The organism is Allobosea massiliensis (genome assembly GCF_042655245.1).
GTDB lineage: Bacteria > Pseudomonadota > Alphaproteobacteria > Rhizobiales > Beijerinckiaceae > Allobosea > Allobosea massiliensis.
Genome location: NZ_JBHSLU010000018.1, coordinates 1 through 17,338 on the forward strand (window position 1 = coordinate 1; position 17,338 = coordinate 17,338).

20 protein-coding genes are annotated in these 17,338 nt (G+C 69.6%); 11 read left to right on the forward strand and 9 right to left on the reverse strand.

The features are described 5' to 3' along the window. The first annotated feature begins 84 nt into the window (after window positions 1-84). Window positions 85-1,326 (forward strand): methyl-accepting chemotaxis protein, encoded by a 1,242-nt coding sequence (locus ACFPN9_RS09700; protein WP_377816732.1) that lies wholly within the window; start codon window positions 85-87, stop codon window positions 1,324-1,326. Between the two features lie 29 nt (window positions 1,327-1,355). On the opposite strand, the gene ACFPN9_RS09705 is transcribed toward ACFPN9_RS09700, so the two are convergent. Further along, entirely contained in the window at window positions 1,356-2,012 is a 657-nt protein-coding gene (locus ACFPN9_RS09705) for a class I SAM-dependent methyltransferase (protein WP_066723504.1), read from the reverse strand. Further along, on the reverse strand, window positions 2,009-3,163 hold the full coding sequence (locus ACFPN9_RS09710) for a glycosyltransferase family 4 protein (RefSeq protein ID WP_066723507.1): 1,155 nt from the start codon (window positions 3,161-3,163) through the stop codon (window positions 2,009-2,011). The genes ACFPN9_RS09705 and ACFPN9_RS09710 overlap by 4 nt, the downstream gene beginning before the upstream one ends. Before the next feature lie 121 nt (window positions 3,164-3,284). Here ACFPN9_RS09710 and ACFPN9_RS09715 point away from each other — a divergent pair, with 121 nt between their 5' ends. Further along, window positions 3,285-3,746, forward strand: coding sequence for a YybH family protein (locus ACFPN9_RS09715; protein WP_197426680.1), 462 nt, complete (start codon window positions 3,285-3,287; stop codon window positions 3,744-3,746). On the opposite strand, the gene ACFPN9_RS09720 is transcribed toward ACFPN9_RS09715, so the two are convergent. The 7 genes from ACFPN9_RS09720 to ACFPN9_RS09750 all read right to left on the reverse strand — a co-directional run bounded on the left by ACFPN9_RS09720 (window position 3,735) and on the right by ACFPN9_RS09750 (window position 8,390). After that, window positions 3,735-5,156, reverse strand: coding sequence for a S8 family serine peptidase (locus tag ACFPN9_RS09720; RefSeq protein WP_066723514.1), 1,422 nt, complete (start codon window positions 5,154-5,156; stop codon window positions 3,735-3,737). The two genes, ACFPN9_RS09715 and ACFPN9_RS09720, sit on opposite strands and share 12 nt — an antisense overlap. A gap of 71 nt (window positions 5,157-5,227) precedes the next feature. After that, window positions 5,228-5,905, reverse strand: a complete 678-nt coding sequence (locus tag ACFPN9_RS09725) for an anti-sigma factor family protein (protein WP_066723515.1) — start codon at window positions 5,903-5,905, stop codon at window positions 5,228-5,230. A 99-nt stretch (window positions 5,906-6,004) separates the two neighbouring features. Beyond that, window positions 6,005-6,565, reverse strand: a complete 561-nt coding sequence (locus ACFPN9_RS09730) for a sigma-70 family RNA polymerase sigma factor (RefSeq protein ID WP_066723517.1) — start codon at window positions 6,563-6,565, stop codon at window positions 6,005-6,007. Window positions 6,566-6,796: 231 nt separating this feature from the next. Continuing rightward, entirely contained in the window at window positions 6,797-7,111 is a 315-nt protein-coding gene (locus ACFPN9_RS09735) for a hypothetical protein (RefSeq protein ID WP_066723519.1), read from the reverse strand. Window positions 7,112-7,304: 193 nt separating this feature from the next. Further along, the gene (locus ACFPN9_RS09740; RefSeq protein WP_067997043.1) at window positions 7,305-7,682 is read right to left on the reverse strand and encodes a DUF6481 family protein; all 378 of its coding nucleotides are present in this window, start codon (window positions 7,680-7,682) and stop codon (window positions 7,305-7,307) included. An 84-nt stretch (window positions 7,683-7,766) separates the two neighbouring features. Then, on the reverse strand, window positions 7,767-8,030 hold the full coding sequence (rpsU, locus tag ACFPN9_RS09745; RefSeq protein WP_066723523.1) for a 30S ribosomal protein S21: 264 nt from the start codon (window positions 8,028-8,030) through the stop codon (window positions 7,767-7,769). A 150-nt stretch (window positions 8,031-8,180) separates the two neighbouring features. Continuing rightward, window positions 8,181-8,390: a cold-shock protein gene (locus ACFPN9_RS09750; protein ID WP_066723525.1), complete on the reverse strand. Its 210-nt coding sequence runs from the start codon at window positions 8,388-8,390 to the stop codon at window positions 8,181-8,183. Between the two features lie 227 nt (window positions 8,391-8,617). On the opposite strand from ACFPN9_RS09750, the gene proB reads away from it, so the two are divergent. The 9 genes from proB (at window position 8,618) to ACFPN9_RS09795 (ending at window position 17,324) form a co-directional block, all read left to right on the forward strand. Further along, window positions 8,618-9,802 (forward strand): glutamate 5-kinase, encoded by a 1,185-nt coding sequence (gene proB / locus ACFPN9_RS09755; protein ID WP_082735247.1) that lies wholly within the window; start codon window positions 8,618-8,620, stop codon window positions 9,800-9,802. A 117-nt stretch (window positions 9,803-9,919) separates the two neighbouring features. After that, window positions 9,920-11,161 carry a glutamate-5-semialdehyde dehydrogenase gene (locus ACFPN9_RS09760; protein WP_066723624.1) on the forward strand — a complete coding sequence of 414 codons (1,242 nt, stop codon included), beginning with the start codon at window positions 9,920-9,922 and terminating at the stop codon, window positions 11,159-11,161. Next, window positions 11,158-11,802 (forward strand): nicotinate-nucleotide adenylyltransferase, encoded by a 645-nt coding sequence (locus ACFPN9_RS09765; RefSeq protein ID WP_245282441.1) that lies wholly within the window; start codon window positions 11,158-11,160, stop codon window positions 11,800-11,802. The genes ACFPN9_RS09760 and ACFPN9_RS09765 overlap by 4 nt, the downstream gene beginning before the upstream one ends. A 123-nt stretch (window positions 11,803-11,925) precedes the next feature. Continuing rightward, complete coding sequence (gene rsfS / locus ACFPN9_RS09770) at window positions 11,926-12,282, forward strand: ribosome silencing factor (RefSeq protein WP_066723528.1); 357 nt, start codon at window positions 11,926-11,928, stop codon at window positions 12,280-12,282. Between the two features lie 15 nt (window positions 12,283-12,297). Then, complete coding sequence (gene rlmH / locus ACFPN9_RS09775; protein WP_066723529.1) at window positions 12,298-12,777, forward strand: 23S rRNA (pseudouridine(1915)-N(3))-methyltransferase RlmH; 480 nt, start codon at window positions 12,298-12,300, stop codon at window positions 12,775-12,777. Beyond that, window positions 12,774-14,147 (forward strand): murein hydrolase activator EnvC family protein, encoded by a 1,374-nt coding sequence (locus ACFPN9_RS09780; RefSeq protein WP_465247893.1) that lies wholly within the window; start codon window positions 12,774-12,776, stop codon window positions 14,145-14,147. The genes rlmH and ACFPN9_RS09780 overlap by 4 nt, the downstream gene beginning before the upstream one ends. Continuing rightward, window positions 14,147-15,475, forward strand: a complete 1,329-nt coding sequence (locus ACFPN9_RS09785; protein WP_066723636.1) for a S41 family peptidase — start codon at window positions 14,147-14,149, stop codon at window positions 15,473-15,475. The genes ACFPN9_RS09780 and ACFPN9_RS09785 overlap by 1 nt, the downstream gene beginning before the upstream one ends. Before the next feature lie 125 nt (window positions 15,476-15,600). Further along, window positions 15,601-16,815 (forward strand): divergent polysaccharide deacetylase family protein, encoded by a 1,215-nt coding sequence (locus ACFPN9_RS09790; protein WP_082735243.1) that lies wholly within the window; start codon window positions 15,601-15,603, stop codon window positions 16,813-16,815. Further along, on the forward strand, window positions 16,812-17,324 hold the full coding sequence (locus ACFPN9_RS09795; protein ID WP_066723533.1) for an RNA pyrophosphohydrolase: 513 nt from the start codon (window positions 16,812-16,814) through the stop codon (window positions 17,322-17,324). The genes ACFPN9_RS09790 and ACFPN9_RS09795 overlap by 4 nt, the downstream gene beginning before the upstream one ends. The last annotated feature ends 14 nt before the right edge of the window (window positions 17,325-17,338 follow it).

The following is a 17,338-nucleotide window of genomic DNA, read 5'->3' on the forward strand; positions in this document are numbered from 1 at the left end:
ACCCCTCGAACGCTTCAGGCCAATCCGGGCTAACCGCTTCAATCCAAACAACTTCAAATTCCCTTAGCGTGTATTAATGTAGAAATGCCCACGGAGCCCCGGATCGGGCTGGAGCCGCGCTGGTACATCGGCGGCTACGCCCTGATCCTCGAAAAACTCATCACCGACGTCCTCGTCGCGCGCTGGCCGAAGCGTCGCTTCGGCAGCGGTTCGGAGGAAGCCACCCAGCGGGCGGCCGAAATCAGCGCCTTGGTCAAGGCGGCGCTGCTGGACATGGACTACGCGATCTCGGTCTACCTGGAGGCGTCCGAGGCGGCCCGTCTTCGCGTCGAGGAGCAGGCCAAGGCGATTGAGCGCTCCCTCGCCGCGGAACGCGAAACGGCCGTCGCCTCGGTCACCGAGGCCATGGCGGCTTTGGCCGACGGCAACCTCACCTTCCGGATCAGCCAGGACATTCCGGCGGAGTACGCGGCCATCCGCGACAACTTCAACGGCGCGATGGACCGGCTCGAGCAGATGGTGTCGACCATCAAGACCAACTCCTCCGCCATCGCCGCGACCTCTCAGGAGATCAATTCGGGCGCAAACGATCTTTCGATGCGCACGGAGCAGCAGGCTTCGGCGCTCGAGGAAAGCGCTGCGACCACCGAGCAACTCGCGGCCTCGGTCAAGACCTCGGCCCAGGCCTCGCGCCGCTCCGTGGCGCTCGCCGACGACGCCACCAAGATCGCCCGCACCGGCGGCGACATCGTCAAGAACGCGACCGACGCCATGGCACGGATCGAGGACGCCTCGAAGAAAATCTCCGAGATCACCAGCGTCATCGACGGCATCGCCTTCCAGACCAATCTGCTGGCGCTGAACGCCGCCGTCGAGGCCGCCCGTGCCGGCGATGCGGGGCGCGGCTTCGCTGTCGTTGCCGCAGAGGTCCGGGCGCTGGCGCAGCGCTCCTCCGACGCCGCCAAGGATATCACCGGCCTGATCGCATCCTCCGATGCCGAGGTGACGGAGGGCGTGAAGCTCGTTCGTCTGGCCGGTGGCACGCTGGAGCAGATCGTCGAGGCCGCGGCGGCCGTCTCCTCCACCGTCGAGGAGATCGCCAGTGCCTCGGGCGAGCAGGCCAACGGCATCGAGGAAATGAGCCAGACGGTCAGCCATATGGACGAGATCACCCAGCAGAACGCCGCGCTCGCCGAGCAGAGCGCCGCCTCCTCGAAGGCGCTGTTGGACCAGATCGAGCAGCTCAACCGGCTGATCTCGAGCTTCAGGACCTCGCAGGACGGCCGCATGGCCGCCCAGCCCATGCACCGCCGCCGCGCAGCCTGAGCGACCCCCGGCGCGTGCGTTGCGCCGGGCTAGCCTGCCAGCCGCCAGACGGTGCTGTGCTTGATATCGGCGTCCTCGAGGGTGCGCGTCACCGGTACCGCGTAGCTCGCGAGGGCCTCGAGCCGCTCCTTCGGCAGATAGCTGCGACCGGGATCGCCGATCAGGACCTGCGCCCCGCGCGCCGACAGTGTCGCCAGCCATGCGACGACGCTGTCGGCCATGGCGCGCTCGTAGCAGACATCGCCGGCGCAGATGACATCCCAGCCTTCGTCGCGCCCGATCAGATCCTCCAGCCGGATCGTCACTGAGACGCCGTTGGCGGCGGCATTGAGGGCCATCGCCTCCGCCGCAAAAGCGTCGATGTCGCAGGCCTCCACGCTCGCGGCCCCGCAGCGGGCCGCTGCAATGGCGACCAGTCCCGAGCCGCTGGCGAAGTCCAGCACCCGACGGCCGCGTGCGATGACCGGTTCGTCGAGGAGGTAGCGCGCCAGCGCCTGACCGCCCGCCCACGCAAAAGCCCAGAAAGGTGGCGGCAGCCCGATCGTGGCGAGTTCGTCCTCGGTCTTCTGCCAGAGCTCCGTCGCCTCCTCGGCGACATGGATCGCGATCTCAGGCGCATGCGGCACCGGTAGCAACCGGGTATGTTCGCGGATGAAGGCGCGCCGGTCGAGCGCCGGGGCGCTCACGCGGCAATGTCCGTCGTCGGCCGCGAGAGCAGCCCGCGATACAGCGCCTTGACCGCGTTCATGACATCGCGCTCGGTGTGGCCGTCGATCAGCCGCGCCCGGGCGCTCGCGCCCATGCGTTCGGCGAGAGCCGGCGCGCGGGCGAAGACGATCAGCGCCCGCGCCAGCGCCGCCGCATCACCCGGCGGGACCACCATGCCGTCCTGGCCGTCGCGCACGAAGCTGCGGCAGCCCGGGACATTCGTCGTCAGGATCGGGCGGCCGCAGGCTGCGGCCTCCAGGATCGTGCGAGGCAGACCCTCGCCGCCGCGCGAGGGCAGGATGCAGAGATGATGCTGGCGCCAGACGCCCTCGATGTCGCGCGTCGGGCCGGCCCAGTCGATCCCAGGGCGCGCGGCCCACTGCTTCAGCGTCTCCTCGGGAACCGCCTTGGGATTGGAGGGATCCGGTGCGCCATGCAGCGTCAGCTCGACCCGCGCCCCCTCGGCCCGCGCCAGCCTCACCGCCTCCACTGCGAGATCGACGCCCTTCGACCAGAGCAGTCGGGCGACCAGCGCCACCTTGAATGGCGGGGCCGGCGGCATCGGCTCCGGCATCAGGATGAGCGGATCGACCCCCGCCCCGCCGACGAGGGCGACCTTGGCGCGATCCTGCGGGTCGAGCCCCAGCGTGACGGGGTCGTCCGGGTTCTCGAACAGGAACCGCACCTGCGGCCCGTCGATCACGCCGCGCAGCCAGGCAATCGCGGCCCATCGCGCCGCTGCTGCCACCAAACCCTGGCTGGCCCCGAGAAATCCGAGCCCGGTCAGCGCGTAGACGCGCCGCTCGACACCAGCCAGCCGACCGGCGAGCCCCGCCAGCGCGATCGGCTTCAGCGCGATGCAGTGCAGGATGTCGGGCCGCTCCTGCTCGATCAGGCGCCGCAGCGCCACGATCTGCCGGAACAGCACCCGCGGGTCGAGGCTGCGCCTTTCCGCCTCGAGAGGGATCAGCCGCACGCCCACCGCCTCGAGAACGCGGCGGTGATGGCGCTCGCGCGCGATCACCGCGACATCGAAATCCAGCTCGCGCGCAGCCCGTGCCATCGGCAGGAAATGCGAGGCGAAGAACCAGTCCTCGGTGGCGACGAAGAGAAGGCGGGGGCGGCGCATGGGCGGACATCAGTCCGATGCGGCGGCCAAGGTCAAGCGGCGCGATGCGCCGCGGCGCCGCTCTCCGCTTGAAACGACCGCCCACCACCATGCTAGGCTGCCTGGAATGCAGGAGACGGACATGCACGGGACGGTCGAGACGGCGGCAACAAGAGACTTTCCGGCCGCACTGGCGCGGCTACGCGAGGCACTCGCCCATGTCGCCAACGGCGAGGTCGGGCCGATCAAGGCGCTCTATTCCCATGCCGACGATGCCACCAGCATGTATGGCTGGGGCGGCTACGAGAAAGGCTGGGAGGCCATCTCGCGGCGCTGGGACTGGGCCGCCAAGCAGTTTCGCGGCGGCACGGTCAGCCATCAGAATGTCACGACCGTGGTCGGAACGGAACTCGCACTCGTCACCGACATCGAGAACTTCGAGGTGCTGCTTCCGGATCTGGACGCGCCGACGCGCTGGACCAACCGCGTGACCCATGTCTTCCGCTTCGAAGGCAGCGAATGGCGCCTGCTGCACCGCCATGCAAACCGGCTGGAGCAGCAATACGAGCCGGCGCCGCGCCTCGCCCCGGCGTCAGGGACGTGAGGCTGTGAGCGGCTGGGCCCGCGACAGGGCAGCGGCGGCGTCGATGCGGCCGGCACCGTAGACGGGGTCGCGCCCGCGCGATCCGAGATCGACCGCCGTCTCCGTCAGCAGGCGGCGCATCGCCGCAACGTCCAGCTCCGGCCGCTTCTCCAGCACCAGAGCGACCAGCCCCGAGACATGTGCGGCGGCGATCGAGGTGCCGGACGAGAAGACGTAGCGCCCCTCGGGCTCCGCCGCGAGCACGTCGACCCCCGGCGCCGCCACGGCGATATGGCTGCCGCGATTGGCGCGGACGTAAACCCGGTCTTCGGCATCCGTCGCCGTCACCGCGATGACATTGGGATCGACCGCGGGATGGAGCGGCGCCGAGGCCGGCCCGGCGTTCCCGGCAGCAGCGACAGCGACCACACCCTTGGCCGCGAGTCCCGCGAGACCGCGCGACAACAGCCGGTCCTCAGGGCCGGCGAAGCTGAGATTGACGACGCGCGCGCCCTGATTCACCGCCCATTCGATCGCCGAGAGGATTTGCAGGCTGGTGCCGTTGGCTGCGCCCGATCCGGCCTTGCCGGAAAAGGCCCGCGCCACCAGCAGCCTTGCGGCAGGCGCAACGCCCTGCAACTGTCCCTGCGCGACGATCGCCGCCGCCATCGAGGTGCCGTGGGCATGGGGTTCGAACGGCCCGCCGAGCGCATCATAGGCGCCGAGGATCGCCCCCCTCAGTTCCGGATGCCCGACATCGACCCCGGAATCGATCACGGCGACCCGGACTGCATTGCCGCGCGCGACCTTGTGGACCTCCCCGAGGCGCAGCTTGTCGACCACATACTGCGCCGGCAGCTCGCGCCGGACCGGCGGAGCGCGCAGGGCCGCGGGATCGGACAGGCGCAGCGTCGGGACATCCGAGCGCGTGCTGGTCGCGGTGGTGCTGACCGGCTGTGCCAGATCCTGCTGGAGTTCGAAGGTGAAATTCGGCTGGGCCCCTGCAATGGCGTTGTCGCTCGCCATCTGGGTCAGGACGGCGCGCAGGTCGCGCCCTTCCGCGAGCCGGGCGCGGATGATCGTCGTGCCCGCCAGTTCGACGCGCCGGCTCGCGATCAGGGTCGCGCCGTAGCGGCGCAGCACCGCCTCGGCCTGGGCGTCCGGCGCAAGCTCGAACAGAATCTCCCCGGGCACGAAACGGGTCTCGTCGGCCGCGGGGACGACGGTGCGCGACGGCCGCTGGCCGAAGATGCCCGGAACCTGCCAGGCCGGCGGCGGCACGGTGATCGCGCGGGTTGAGCCTCCGGGCGGGCTGGCCGGCGGCGTGTTGCCCTGGCCCTGCTGCTGCGCCCCCGCGGGCGCTGCACCCAGCGCCAGCGCGACGCAGCCGGCAGCCATGAGCAGCCCGGTCAGGGAACGGAACGACCTCATGATGCGCTCTCCCGATGCGCTCGGATGCGGCGAAGCCTTACCAGAACCATGCCCCGCCGTCACCGCCGCGCTCAGGGCGCCGGCGCGACGAAACGCACGATCGCGGCCTCGGATTTCATCCGGGCCGCGATGGCGTCGACCTGGGCCTGGGTCAGCGAGGCATCGCCGACGCGGACCTTGAAGAAGCCGTTCGCGCGGGGGCCATCGACGACCGAGGCGTCGAAGCGCTTGAAGAAGGAGGCGATGTCGCCCGCCCGCGCATCGGCCGAGAAGCTCAGCAGCACATAGCGCTCGGACGCCTGCGACACGCTCGAGGCGGTTTCGAAACCGGTCCGCTCGCGCAGGACGAGGCTGGTCAGCGCGATCCCCTGGATCGCGACCAGCGCGATCGCCGCCGCACCCGCATAAGCGAGCCGGCGCGGCGGCTGCGCCGCGAGCAAAGTCCCGAGCCAGGTGAAAAAGCCGCCCTTCGCTGAGGAGAGAAGGCTCTGGCGGCGCGGCTCGGCCTCGATGCCGGCCATCAGCCGGTCGAGGACCCGCGGCGAGGGCGCGCCGAGCCGCTCGTTGAGCAGCACGGTCTCGGCCATGTCGTCCCGCACGATGTCGAGACGCAAGGCAAGGTCGCGATCCTCCGCCAGGGCCGCCTCGACGCGGGCCTTGTCGGCCGGCGACAAACGTCCCGTGGCATAGAAGGGCAGAAGCAGCTCGATTTCGGCCCGCTTCGGATCGGTCGCGATGGCGTCGGTCATGACTGAACTCCGGAATCGCGCACCGCCTGGAAACGGATGGCGCAGGGACGGAAACGCATCGGCATGGCGGAGCTGCGACCTGCGGCGCGCGGCGTCCCCTCAGGGCCAGCCACGGTCGATCCCGGCCGCCTTGAGCAGCTCTCCCAGCTTCTTGCGAGCGTGGAAGAGCCGGGTTTTGACGGTGTTCTCGGGGATGCCGACGATCCGGGCAACCTCCTCCACTGAACTCTCGTGATAGTAGACCAGGTCGATGACCTCGGCATGCTCTCGCGAGAGCTTGGACAGGCAGGCCCGGATTGCGAGCCCCTTGTCCTGCTTCTGGAGAACGACCTCGGGGTCGTCCGCCTCGTCTTCGATCCCGGCGGCGAAATCGTCGTCCAGCCCCGCATCGCGCCGCTTGCGCAAGGCCGAGTAGGACTTGTTCCGCGCGATGGTGAGGAGCCAGGTCGTGACCGAGGATCGCGCCTCGAACCGGTCGGCCTGACGCCAGAGGTCCATGAAGACGTCACCCGTCACATCCTCCGCCATCGTCTCGTCGCGCAGCAGCCGCAGCGCAAAACGATAAACCCGCGTCTGGTGCCGCGAGAACAGCACCTTCATCGCGAGCCGGTCGCCACCGGCGATCCGCTTGACGAGTTCTTCGTCGGATTCCGTATGCATCGCCCTCGAGGCCTGACATCCGGCTCGCGAGGGTTGGTCGCAGCGAGCGTAGGAGAGGTTCAACCGCCGGCACGAAAAATTCGCCTGCGACGATTTCGCCTACGTTATCGGCGCGGCGGCCCGACGGAAAGGGGGAAATCCCGCGCAGCTCAGACGCGGCGACGTCCGCGCGCAAAGGGCACGAGACGCGAGGAGGGTTCCGACGCCACAGATGGGTCTGATATGCCGCCGTCAGGCGGCGGGCTTGGCCTTCGCCCGGCCCTTGCCGGCTTCGGCCTTGCTGGCCTTCGCGGCGGCCTTGGCCTCGGCGATCGCGGCCTTTGCCTGCGCCTGTTCGGCGGCGACGATGGCGGCGGTCTCGGCGTCGGCGGCTTCCTTGGCGAGGCGCAGCGCCCTCAGCCGTGCCGTCTTCTGGAGAACGGCCTCGCGGGCGAGCTGCTCGGCCTCGAGCGCGCGGGAGGCTTCCTGCTTGCGCGCATCGACCTTGTCGAAGGCGCGCTGGGCGCGCAGCTTGAGTTCGTCGGACGAAAGGCCTCGCGTCGCCATGGCGGCTCGCTCCGGGTTCGCGGCAGCGGCGGGTTCACGGTCCGGCCGGAGGGCGCGGAGCGACCCGCCCCTGTGGGAGGCATGTCACGGCGGAAACCTCGCTGGGTCCCGCGGCCTCGGCAGGCGGTCGATCAGGCGATCCGGCCGCCGGGGCCAGGTCTGACGGGCAGGGCAGAGCCCGGCCGGACAGCAATCAGCGGCGGCCCTTGCCGGCGGCGCGCATCTGCGCGTACTGCACGGCCTCGAGCAGCACCTTGCGCGGGCGCTCGGCGTCGCGCTTGGCCTGCTCGGCCTTGCGGGCGGCCTCGCGGGCGAGTTCGGCGATCCGCTCTTCCTCTTCGCGGCGCAGACGCTCGATCTCGGCAAGACGCTCCTGTTCGGCGCGGATGGCGGCCTTTTCAGCCTCGCGCGCGGCGCGGGCGGCGGCGATGGCTTCGCGTTCCGCGCGTCGCTGCTGCATGATCGGGTCATCCGGACCCGGCCTCGCCTTGAAACGCTCCAGGAGCGCTTTCTTGGCGGCCGCGGAATTGGCCTGACGATCAGTGAAGCTGCGGTCGTTCGGGTTCTTCAAGGGTGGCCTTCTCTCGGGTTGTGACGGGCGCATCGCGGCCCGCGAGGGCGCATTAATCCAAAATGCGCCCGAATGGTATCGAAATCAGCGCGGCGCGGGTGCGCTTCCAGCGCGCACCGGGCGCGGCTTCGGCTTCGGGGCGGCGATCAGGCCCTCGCGCTGCATCTGCTTGCGGGCGACCTTGCGGGCGCGGCGGATGGCGTCGGCCTTCTCGCGAACGCGCTTCTCGGACGGCTTCTCATAGGCCGAACGACGCTTCATCTCGCGGAACACGCCTTCGCGCTGCATCTTCTTTTTCAGCACCCGGAGGGCCTGGTCGACATTGTTGTCGCGGACGAGAACCTGCATCTGTCACTCCCTTGGTTGGAGAATGGAAAAAAGGGCCGGCACGGGCACCGACCCTTCGTCACGCCGCTCTGGCTCAGGCTTGGAAACGGGGGCGCCAGTACATCCGTGGTCGCCCTCCTGCTGTCCTGGCCGGCCGTCGCGGCGATCGTCTCAGTCGGCGCGGAGCTGGTCGGCCGACATCTTGCCCGAGCGCTTGTCCTGCGTGAGCTCGTAGGAGATCTTCTGACCTTCCCGAAGATCGCGCATGCCGGCGCGCTCGACGGCGCTGATGTGGACGAACACGTCCTGACCGCCGTCATCCGGCTGAATGAAACCGAAACCCTTGGTCGAATTGAACCACTTGACTGTACCGGCGCTCATGACGAACCCTTTCACGGTATGATTGTGCGACGCGGACGGATGTCGCGCGCCGTTTTTCGAATTTTGAGCGGGAAGGTCGTCAGCGTGCGCAGCTGAACTGCGCGGGGCCAAGTCGTTCGGCCTAAATATCGACAAACCCCATATGGGCGCTTGAACCCACAATGTCAATGCAACTGCCGCGCGAATGCGCCGACGGTGCCCCCGCCCCCGCGCTCACGCGCTTTACAATGACGCGCTTTTCGCCAAGAGGCTGGCGGCGCAATCGCAACCCTGCGGATTTTCTCTCCGTGCAGACGCCTTCGCTGAACCAGTTCCGTCGCATCGTGGTGAAGGTCGGCTCGAGCCTTCTCGTCGATCGCGACCGCGGCCGCCTGCGTCAGGCCTGGCTCGCCGCTCTCGCCGAGGACCTCGCCGATCTGCATCAGCGCGGCGCGGATGTGCTCGTCGTCTCCTCGGGCGCCATTGCCCTGGGGCGCACCGTGCTCGGCCTGCCCTCGGGCCCGCTGCGCCTCGAGGAGAGCCAGGCCGCCGCCGCGGTCGGACAGATCGCGCTTGCCCGCACCTGGGCCGAGGCACTGGGCCATCACGCGCTCACCGCCGGGCAGATCCTGCTGACCCTCGCCGACACGGAAGAGCGCCGCCGTTATCTCAACGCCCGCGCCACGCTCGGCCGCCTGCTCGATCTGCGCGCCGTGCCGGTGATCAACGAGAACGACACCGTCGCCACCACCGAGATTCGCTATGGCGACAACGACCGGCTCGCCGCCCGCGTCGCCACCATGGCGGGCGCCGATCTGCTGGTGCTGTTCTCCGACATCGACGGGCTCTACACCGCCCCGCCCGCTCGCGATCCGGCGGCGCGCCATATTCCCGTCGTCGAGCGGATCACGCCCGAAATCGATGCGATGGCCGGCGGCGCGGCGTCCGAACTGTCGCGCGGCGGCATGCGCACCAAGATCGAGGCCGGCAAGATCGCCGCCAGCGGCGGCACCCACATGCTGATCGCCGACGGCCGCGGCAAGAACCCGCTCTCGGCCATCACGCAAGGCGCGCGCTGCACCTGGTTCCTGACCGCCTCGACGCCCGCCACCGCCCGCAAGACCTGGATCGCCGGCTCGCTGGAGCCGCGCGGGACGCTCCATGTCGATGCGGGCGCCGCCCGCGCGCTCGCCGGCGGCGCGAGCCTCCTGCCCGTCGGCGTCAGCCGGATCGAGGGCGAGTTCGCCCGTGGCGACGCGGTGCTGATCCGGGACGGGGACGGCCGCCTGCTCGGGCGCGGGCTCGTCGCCTATGACGCGGCCGAGGCCGCGCTCGTCCTCGGCAAGGCCTCGCGCGACATCGCCGCCATCCTGGGATATCCCGGACGCGCCGAGATGATCCACCGGGACGACATGGCGCTCGGCGTGAGCTAAGGTTGCGGGAAGATGGCGTCTGGCAGGGTGGACATGACGAGCGAAGCGGTGCTCCGCGTGGTCTCGAACGAGGGGCTCGCCCGCGACGGCGGACCGGCGCCGGATCTGGCCGCCGAGATGCTGGCCCTCGGCCGGCGCGCCCGCGCGGCCGCGCGACAGGTGTCGCTCGCCTCCGCTGAACGGCGCGATGCCGCTCTACTTGCCATGGCCGGCGCCTTGCGGGTCCGCGCTTCCGCCATCCTGGCCGCCAATGCGCTCGACCTCGCCGATGCGCGCGCCGCCGGCCAGACAGCGGCTTTTGTCGACCGCCTTCTGCTGGACGATCATCGCCTCGCCGGGGTGGCGGACGCAGTCGCCGGCATCGCCGCCCTGCCCGATCCGCTCGGCCGCGTCCTCGCGAGCTGGACGCAGCCCAACGGCCTGCGCTTCGAGCGCGTCACGACGCCGCTCGGCGTCATCGCGGTGATCTTCGAAAGCCGCCCGAACGTGACGGCCGATGCGGGAGCGCTCTGTCTGAAGAGCGGCAACGCCGCGATCCTGCGCGCCGGCTCCGACAGTTTCCGGACCTCGACCGAGATCGCGCTCGCCCTGCGCGAGGGGCTGACGGCGGCCGGCCTTCCGGCGGATGCGATCCAGCTCGTGCCGACCCGTGACCGCGCCGCCGTGGGCGAGATCCTGAAGGGGCTCGACGGCAGCGTCGACGTCGTCGTGCCGCGCGGCGGCAAGAGCCTGGTGGCGCGCGTGCAGAGCGATGCGCGGGTGCCGGTCTTCGCGCATCTCGACGGCAACTGCCATGTCTATGTCCACGCCGCCGCCGATCTCGCCATGGCGCGCGACATCGTGCTCAACGCCAAGCTGCGCCGCACCGGCGTCTGCGGCGCGGCCGAGACGCTGCTGATCGACGAGGGCTGCGCGGCGACGCATCTCGAGCCGCTGGTGACGGCCCTGATCGACGCGGGCTGCGCGGTGCGCGGCGATGCCCGCACCCAGGCCGCCGTGGCCCGGGCCGAGGCGGCGACCGAGACCGACTGGGCGACCGAATATCTCGACCGCATCATCGCGGTGAAGGTCGTCGCGGATCTCGACGAGGCCGTCGCCCATATCGAGCGCTACGGCTCGCATCACACCGACGCGATCGTGACCGCCGACGAGGCCGCCGCCGCGCGTTTCCTCGCCGAGGTCGATTCCGCGATCGTGCTGCACAACGCCTCGACGCAGTTCGCCGATGGCGGCGAATTCGGCTTCGGCGCCGAAATCGGCATCGCCACGGGCAGGATGCATGCGCGAGGCCCCGTCGGCGTCGAGCAGCTCTGCTCCTTCAAGTACCGCGTCCACGGCAACGGCCAGATCCGACCGTGAGCGACGAAACCGGGGCCCCGTCCCCCCACCTCGCCCTCGAGCATCTGCGCCTGCCACCCCACGCACCGGGGCTGCGCATCGGCCTGTTCGGCGGCACCTTCAACCCGGCCCATGACGGCCACCGCATGGCGAGCCTGACCGCGCTGCGCCGGCTCCAGCTCGACCGCATCTGGTGGCTGGTGACGCCCGGCAACCCGCTGAAGGACAATGCGGCGCTGCCGTCGCTCGCCCAGCGCATCCGCTTCGGGCGCAAGCTCGCCGACCACTCCAAGATCCACGTCACCGGCATCGAGGCGATGCTGCGCACGCGCTACACCGCCGACACGCTGCGCGCGCTGAAGCGCCGCTGTCCCGGCGTGAATTTCGTCTGGATCATGGGCTCGGACAATCTCGCCAGCTTCCACCGCTGGAACGAGTGGCGCACCATCGCGAGGATGATGCCGATGGCGATCATCGACCGCCCGGGATCGACCCACAGCGCCGTCGCCTCGCCAGCCGCCAACTGGCTCTCGCGCTGGCGGATTTCGGAAAGCCAGGGCGCCGCTCTGGCCCTGACGAAGCCGCCCGCCTGGGTCTTCCTGCATGGACGCCGCTCCGAGCTTTCGTCGACGATGCTGCGCGAACAGGCCGAACGCGATTGAATTTCGGGCCGATTGCGCGTATTTTGACCTTACCGCGCCGCGAGCGCACAAACCCGTGAGGATACGGATCTGACCCCTTCAACCCGTGGCGAAGCCGAGCCCAAGCCGCTTCCCCAGGAAGCCGTGCAGGAGAATCCTTCTGCCGACAGCATCGCCCTCGCTCTTCACGTCCTGGAGGACATGAAGGCGGAAGACATCACGGTCATCGACCTGGTCGGCAAGACCTCGCTGGCCGATGCGATGATCATCGCGACCGGTCGTGTGAACCGGCATGTCGCCTCCATCGCCGATTCTCTCATCGAGGCGATCAAGGGCTCCGGCCTTCCCGCGCCCAAGGTCGAGGGCATGCCGGCTTGCGACTGGGTGCTGATCGATACCGGCGACATCATCATCCACGTCTTCCGCCCGGAAGTGCGCCAGTTCTACAATCTCGAGAAGATGTGGGGCGCGGACCGCCCCAGCGAGCGCCTCGTCGGCTGACGGCGCTCCCCGCGCATGCGCCTCGCCCTGATCGCCGTCGGCCGTCTCAAGGACGGCCCGGAACGCGAACTCTGCGAGCGCTATCGCGAGCGCGCGGCCGCGCTGGGGCGCGGCCTCGGCCTCTCCGGCCCCGACATCGTCGAAATCGCGGAAAGTCGCGGCCGCCGCCCCGAGGAGCGCAAGCGGGAGGAGGCGGCTGCGATTCTCGCGAGGCTGTCCCCTGGCCTCGTCGTCGCGCTGGACGAGCGCGGCCGCAGCCAGGGCAGCGACGCCTTCGCCGCAGGGATCGCGGCGGCACGCGACGCCGGCACCGCCTCCTTCAGCCTCGTCATCGGCGGCGCGGACGGGCTGGCGGAGGAAATCCGCGCCCAGGCGGCGCGGACGCTCGCCTTCGGCGGCCTGACCATTCCCCATCAGCTCGTGCGGGTCCTCGTTCTGGAGCAGCTCTACCGCGCGATGACGATCCTCGCCGGTCACCCCTATCATCGCGCATGAACGCGCTTCTCCCTCTGATTCGTTTCCCCGGCGCCGGTCGCTCCCGGCGGTTGGCGACACTCGCGCTCGCACTCCTCCTGGCCGGCGCCCCGGCGGCGGGACAGCCGCAGCCGGCCGACCCCGAGGCGCTCGCGCGCGAGGCGATGCAGAAGCTGGTCGAGAAGCAGGCGCGCGAGGCCGAGCTGAAGACAATCGAGGAGCGCCTCGCCGGCAATGCCGAAGCCCGCGCGAAGCTGGAGGCGGAGATCGCCGCGATCCGGGCCGACCGGGCCGCTCTCAACAAGGCCCTGCTCGATACCACCGCCCGGGCCCAGGGGGCCGAGCAGCGGATCAGCGCTCTCGAACAGCGCCTCTCGCTGCTGCAGTCGAGCGAAACCGCCATTCGCCGCTCGCTTGAGGGGCGCCGCGGCCTGATCGCGGAGGTGCTCGCGGCCCTTCAGCGCATCGGCAGACGCCCGCCGCCCGCCGTTCTGGTGCGTCCGGAAGACATTCTCGAAGCGGTGCGGGCTTCGATGCTGCTCGGCGCCGTCGTGCCCGATCTACGGCAGGAGATCGAGGTTCTCGGCACCGATCTCGGCGAACTGGTGCGGCTGCGCGAAAGCATCGGCACGGAGCGCAAGGCGTTGTCGGGCGAACTCGAGCAGCTCGCGGGCGAGCGGCAGCGCATCGCCTCCCTCGTCGAGGCCCGCCGCCAGCGCGAGGCCAGCGCCAGGCGTGACGCGGAAGCGCAGCGCGGGCAGGACGGCGAACTCGCCGCCAAGGCGAGGAGCCTGCGCGATTTCGTCGAGCGGATGGAGAAGGAGATCTCCACCGCCAATCGGGCTGCTGAGGCGGCGCGCCAGGCGCTCGAGGCGGAGACCCGCGAACAGCGCCAGCGCATGGCGGCGCTCGCCTTCAAGGACCCGGCACGCCTGGCTCCCAAGATCGCTTTCGCCGAAGCGCGTGGTCTGTTGCCGCTGCCGGTGGCAGGATCACAATTGCGTGGATTCGGCGAATCCGACGGTGCTGGCGGCACCACACGCGGGATTTCCTTGGAAACGCGGCCCGGCGCCCTAGTTTCGGCGCCTTCGGACGCTTGGGTCGTCTATGCGGGTCCTTTCCGGTCTTTCGGGCAACTCTTGATCCTGAATGCCGGCGGGGGGTACTATCTCTTGCTCGCCGGGATGCAGCGGATCGACGTGGCTCTCAACCAGTTCGTTCTCGCGGGGGAGCCGGTTGCGGTGATGGGCGAAACGTCGGAAGCTGCCGCGACGATCGTGGGCTCGGGAGCAGGCCTTCCGGTGCTGTATATCGAGTTCAGAAAAGACGGCGTGTCGGTCGATCCGGCCCCGTGGTGGACGAAACCGCTTGGCGAAAAGGTTCGCGGATGATGCGCAAGGTTTCTCTCGTTTTCGCCGGGGCTGTGCTGGGTGCGGGGCTGACCGGCATGGTCACGCAGACGCGCCTGCTCACCTCGACCAGCGCGGTCGCGGCCTCCGCCGAGGTCTATCGCAGCCTCAACCTCTTCGGTGACATCTTCGAGAAGATCCGCACCGACTATGTCGAGAAGCCGGACGAGCAGAAGCTGATCGAGGCCGCCATCAACGGCATGGTCTCCTCGCTCGACCCGCATTCCTCCTATCTCGACGCCAAATCGTTCCGCGACATGGACACCGACATGCGCGGCCAGTTCGGCGGCCTCGGCATCGAAGTCACCATGGAGGAAGGCATCCTCAAGGTCGCCAAGCCGATCCGGGACACGCCGGCCTTCAAGGCCGGCATCCTGGCCAACGACATCATCAGCCAGATCGACGGCCAGGAGGTGAAGGGCCTCTCCCTGACCCAGGCGGTCGAGAAGATGCGCGGCATCATCAACACCCAGGTCAAGCTCAAGGTCGAGCGCCCCGGCAAGCCGGAGCCGCTGGAATTCACGCTGACGCGCACGACCATCGTCGTTCCCGCCGTCGAGGAGCGCGTCGAAGGCGATGTCGGCTATATCCGCATCGGCACCTTCAGCGAGCAGACCTATGAGGGCCTGCGCAAGGCGATCGACAAGGTCAATGCCGACATCGGCGCCGACAAGCTCAAGGGCTACATCATCGACCTTCGCAACAACCGGGGCGGCCGCCTCGACCAGTCCGTGCTGGTCTCCGATGCCTTCCTGGAGCGCGGCAAGATCGTCTCGACCCGCGGGCGCAACGCCGAGGAGACTCAGGTCTTCAATGCCAAGGCGGGCGACCTCACCAAGGGCAAGCCGGTCGTCGTGCTGATCAACGGCTCCTCCGCCTCGGCCGCCGAGATCGTCGCCGGCGCGCTGCAGGACCACAAGCGCGCCACGATCATGGGCACGCGTTCCTTCGGCAAGGGCTCGGTCCAGACCGTGATACCGCTCGCCGGCAATGGCGGCCTGCGCCTGACGACGGCGCGCTACTACACGCCGTCCGGCAACTCGATCCAGGCGAAGGGCATCTCTCCCGACATCGAGGTGGTGCAGGACATCCCGCCGGAGCTGAAGGACAAGATCGCCGAGAACAAGGGCGAGGCGGCGCTGAAGGGCCATCTCAAGGCTGGCGACGGCAAGGACGAGCAGTCCGGCTCCGCTTCCTATGTGCCCAACGACCCGACCAAGGACACCCAGCTCATCGCCGCCCTGAACCAGCTCCGCGGCGTCAAGAAGGATGCCGCCGCCCCGCAGGCCGAGGCGCCCAAGCCCAATTGAGCAGGGCCCGCGCGCCTTCGGCGGCTGAGGTCGCGGGAGGCTGTCTGATTCCGTTCGAATCCGACATACTCTCGCTTCGCGGACCACTGATTCGGGTCCGTTCGCAAGCTTGAGGACGGCTTCGCTTGGCCGGAACGCCGCTCACTGAGCTCAACCGGCCACTCGGCCAGGACCGCCCGACATCCCCGGCCCGGCCATGGGGCCGCTGGGCCGTGTTCGCGGGGGCTGGCCTCGTCGGTCTGGCCTGGATCGGGCTTCTGCTCGTCGTCGCCATCCGACGCGATCCGGATGGCGGTCAGCCGATGGCGACCGCCCGTATCGAAACCCGCCCGGCACAGCCCTCCGTTCCCGCTGGCCCGGCCGTTGCGACCGCCCCGGCCGACGCGTCCCGCACCCAGGCCAGCGCACGCCAGCTCGAGAGCGAATCCGGCGTCACCGTGGTGCGCCCGGGATCGGATGCGCCCGGCGCCATCGTGATCACCATTCCCGACACCCCCACGGTCGTGAAGCTGGCCCCCGCGCCCGACAATCGCCTCGTCGAGCGGACCCGGCACGGGATGCTCCCGAAGATTGCTCCGGACGGCACGACCCCAGCCCAGCACTATGCGCGCCCGCTTGGCCCGCCACCGGCCGGCAAGGTCAATGGACGCGTCGCGATCCTGGTCGGCGGCCTCGGCATCAGCCCCACCGGGACCGCCGACGCTATCACGAAGCTGCCCGGCCCAGTCTCGCTTGCCTTCGCACCCTATGGCGCCGAACTGGAGCGGACGGTCCAGCGCGCCCGCGGCGAGGGCCATGAGGTGTTCCTGCAGCTGCCGATGGAGCCGTTCGACTATCCCGACAGCGATCCCGGACCCCACACGCTGCTGACCGGCCCCAAGGGCGCCGAGAACATCGAAAGGCTGCACTGGGCGCTTGGCCGCTTCACCGGCTATGTCGGGATCGTCAACTTCCTCGGCGGCCGCTTCACCTCCGACGAGGCGGCGCTGTCCTCGATCCTGCGCGAACTCGCCGGCCGCGGCCTGATGGTCGTCGATGATGGCTCTTCGGCGCGCAGTCTTCTCGCCGCTTCCGCGCAGCGGGCCCAGATCCCGACGCTGAAGATCGACCGCGTGGTCGATGCGGTTGCCCGCCCCGACGCGATCGACAAGGAACTCGCCGCGATCGAGGCCACGGCCCGTGACCAGGGCGTCGTCGTGCTCGGCGCCAGCGCGCTCCCGGTCTCGATCGAGCGCATCGCGCGCTGGGCGCAGACGCTGGAAGCGAAGGGCCTCGTCATCGTGCCGATGAGTGCGGCCCGGGGCCTGCGCAGCCCCAAGACCACCGGATCCCTCAGATGATCACCGCCACGCCGCCGGACGGCTACCGCCCCTGCGTGGGGCTCGCCCTGTTCAACGCCGAGGGCTTCGTCTTCGTCGGTCGCCGCGCCAACAGGTCCCAGCGCGAGCATGTCGCGCCCGGCCATGAATGGCAGATGCCGCAGGGCGGCATCGACGCCGTCGAAACACCGCTCCAGGCCGCCATCCGCGAACTTCAGGAAGAGACCAACGTCACCTCGGTGGCGCTGCTGGCCGAGAGCCCGGGCTGGCTCGCCTATGATCTGCCGACTGCCATCGGCAAGGAGGCCTGGAAAGGGCGCTGGCGCGGTCAGGCGCAGAAATGGTTTGCCTTCAGGCTGACGGGCCCCGACAGCGAGATCGACATCGCGACGCCGGCGGGCGGCCACAAGGCCGAATTCGACGCCTGGCGCTGGGAGCGGCTGGAGCGCACGGTCGATCTCATCATTCCGTTCAAGCAGGGCGTCTATCGCGAGGTCGCCTCCCTGTTTGCGCCCTTCGCCGCCGCCTGACCTACTTTCGCCAC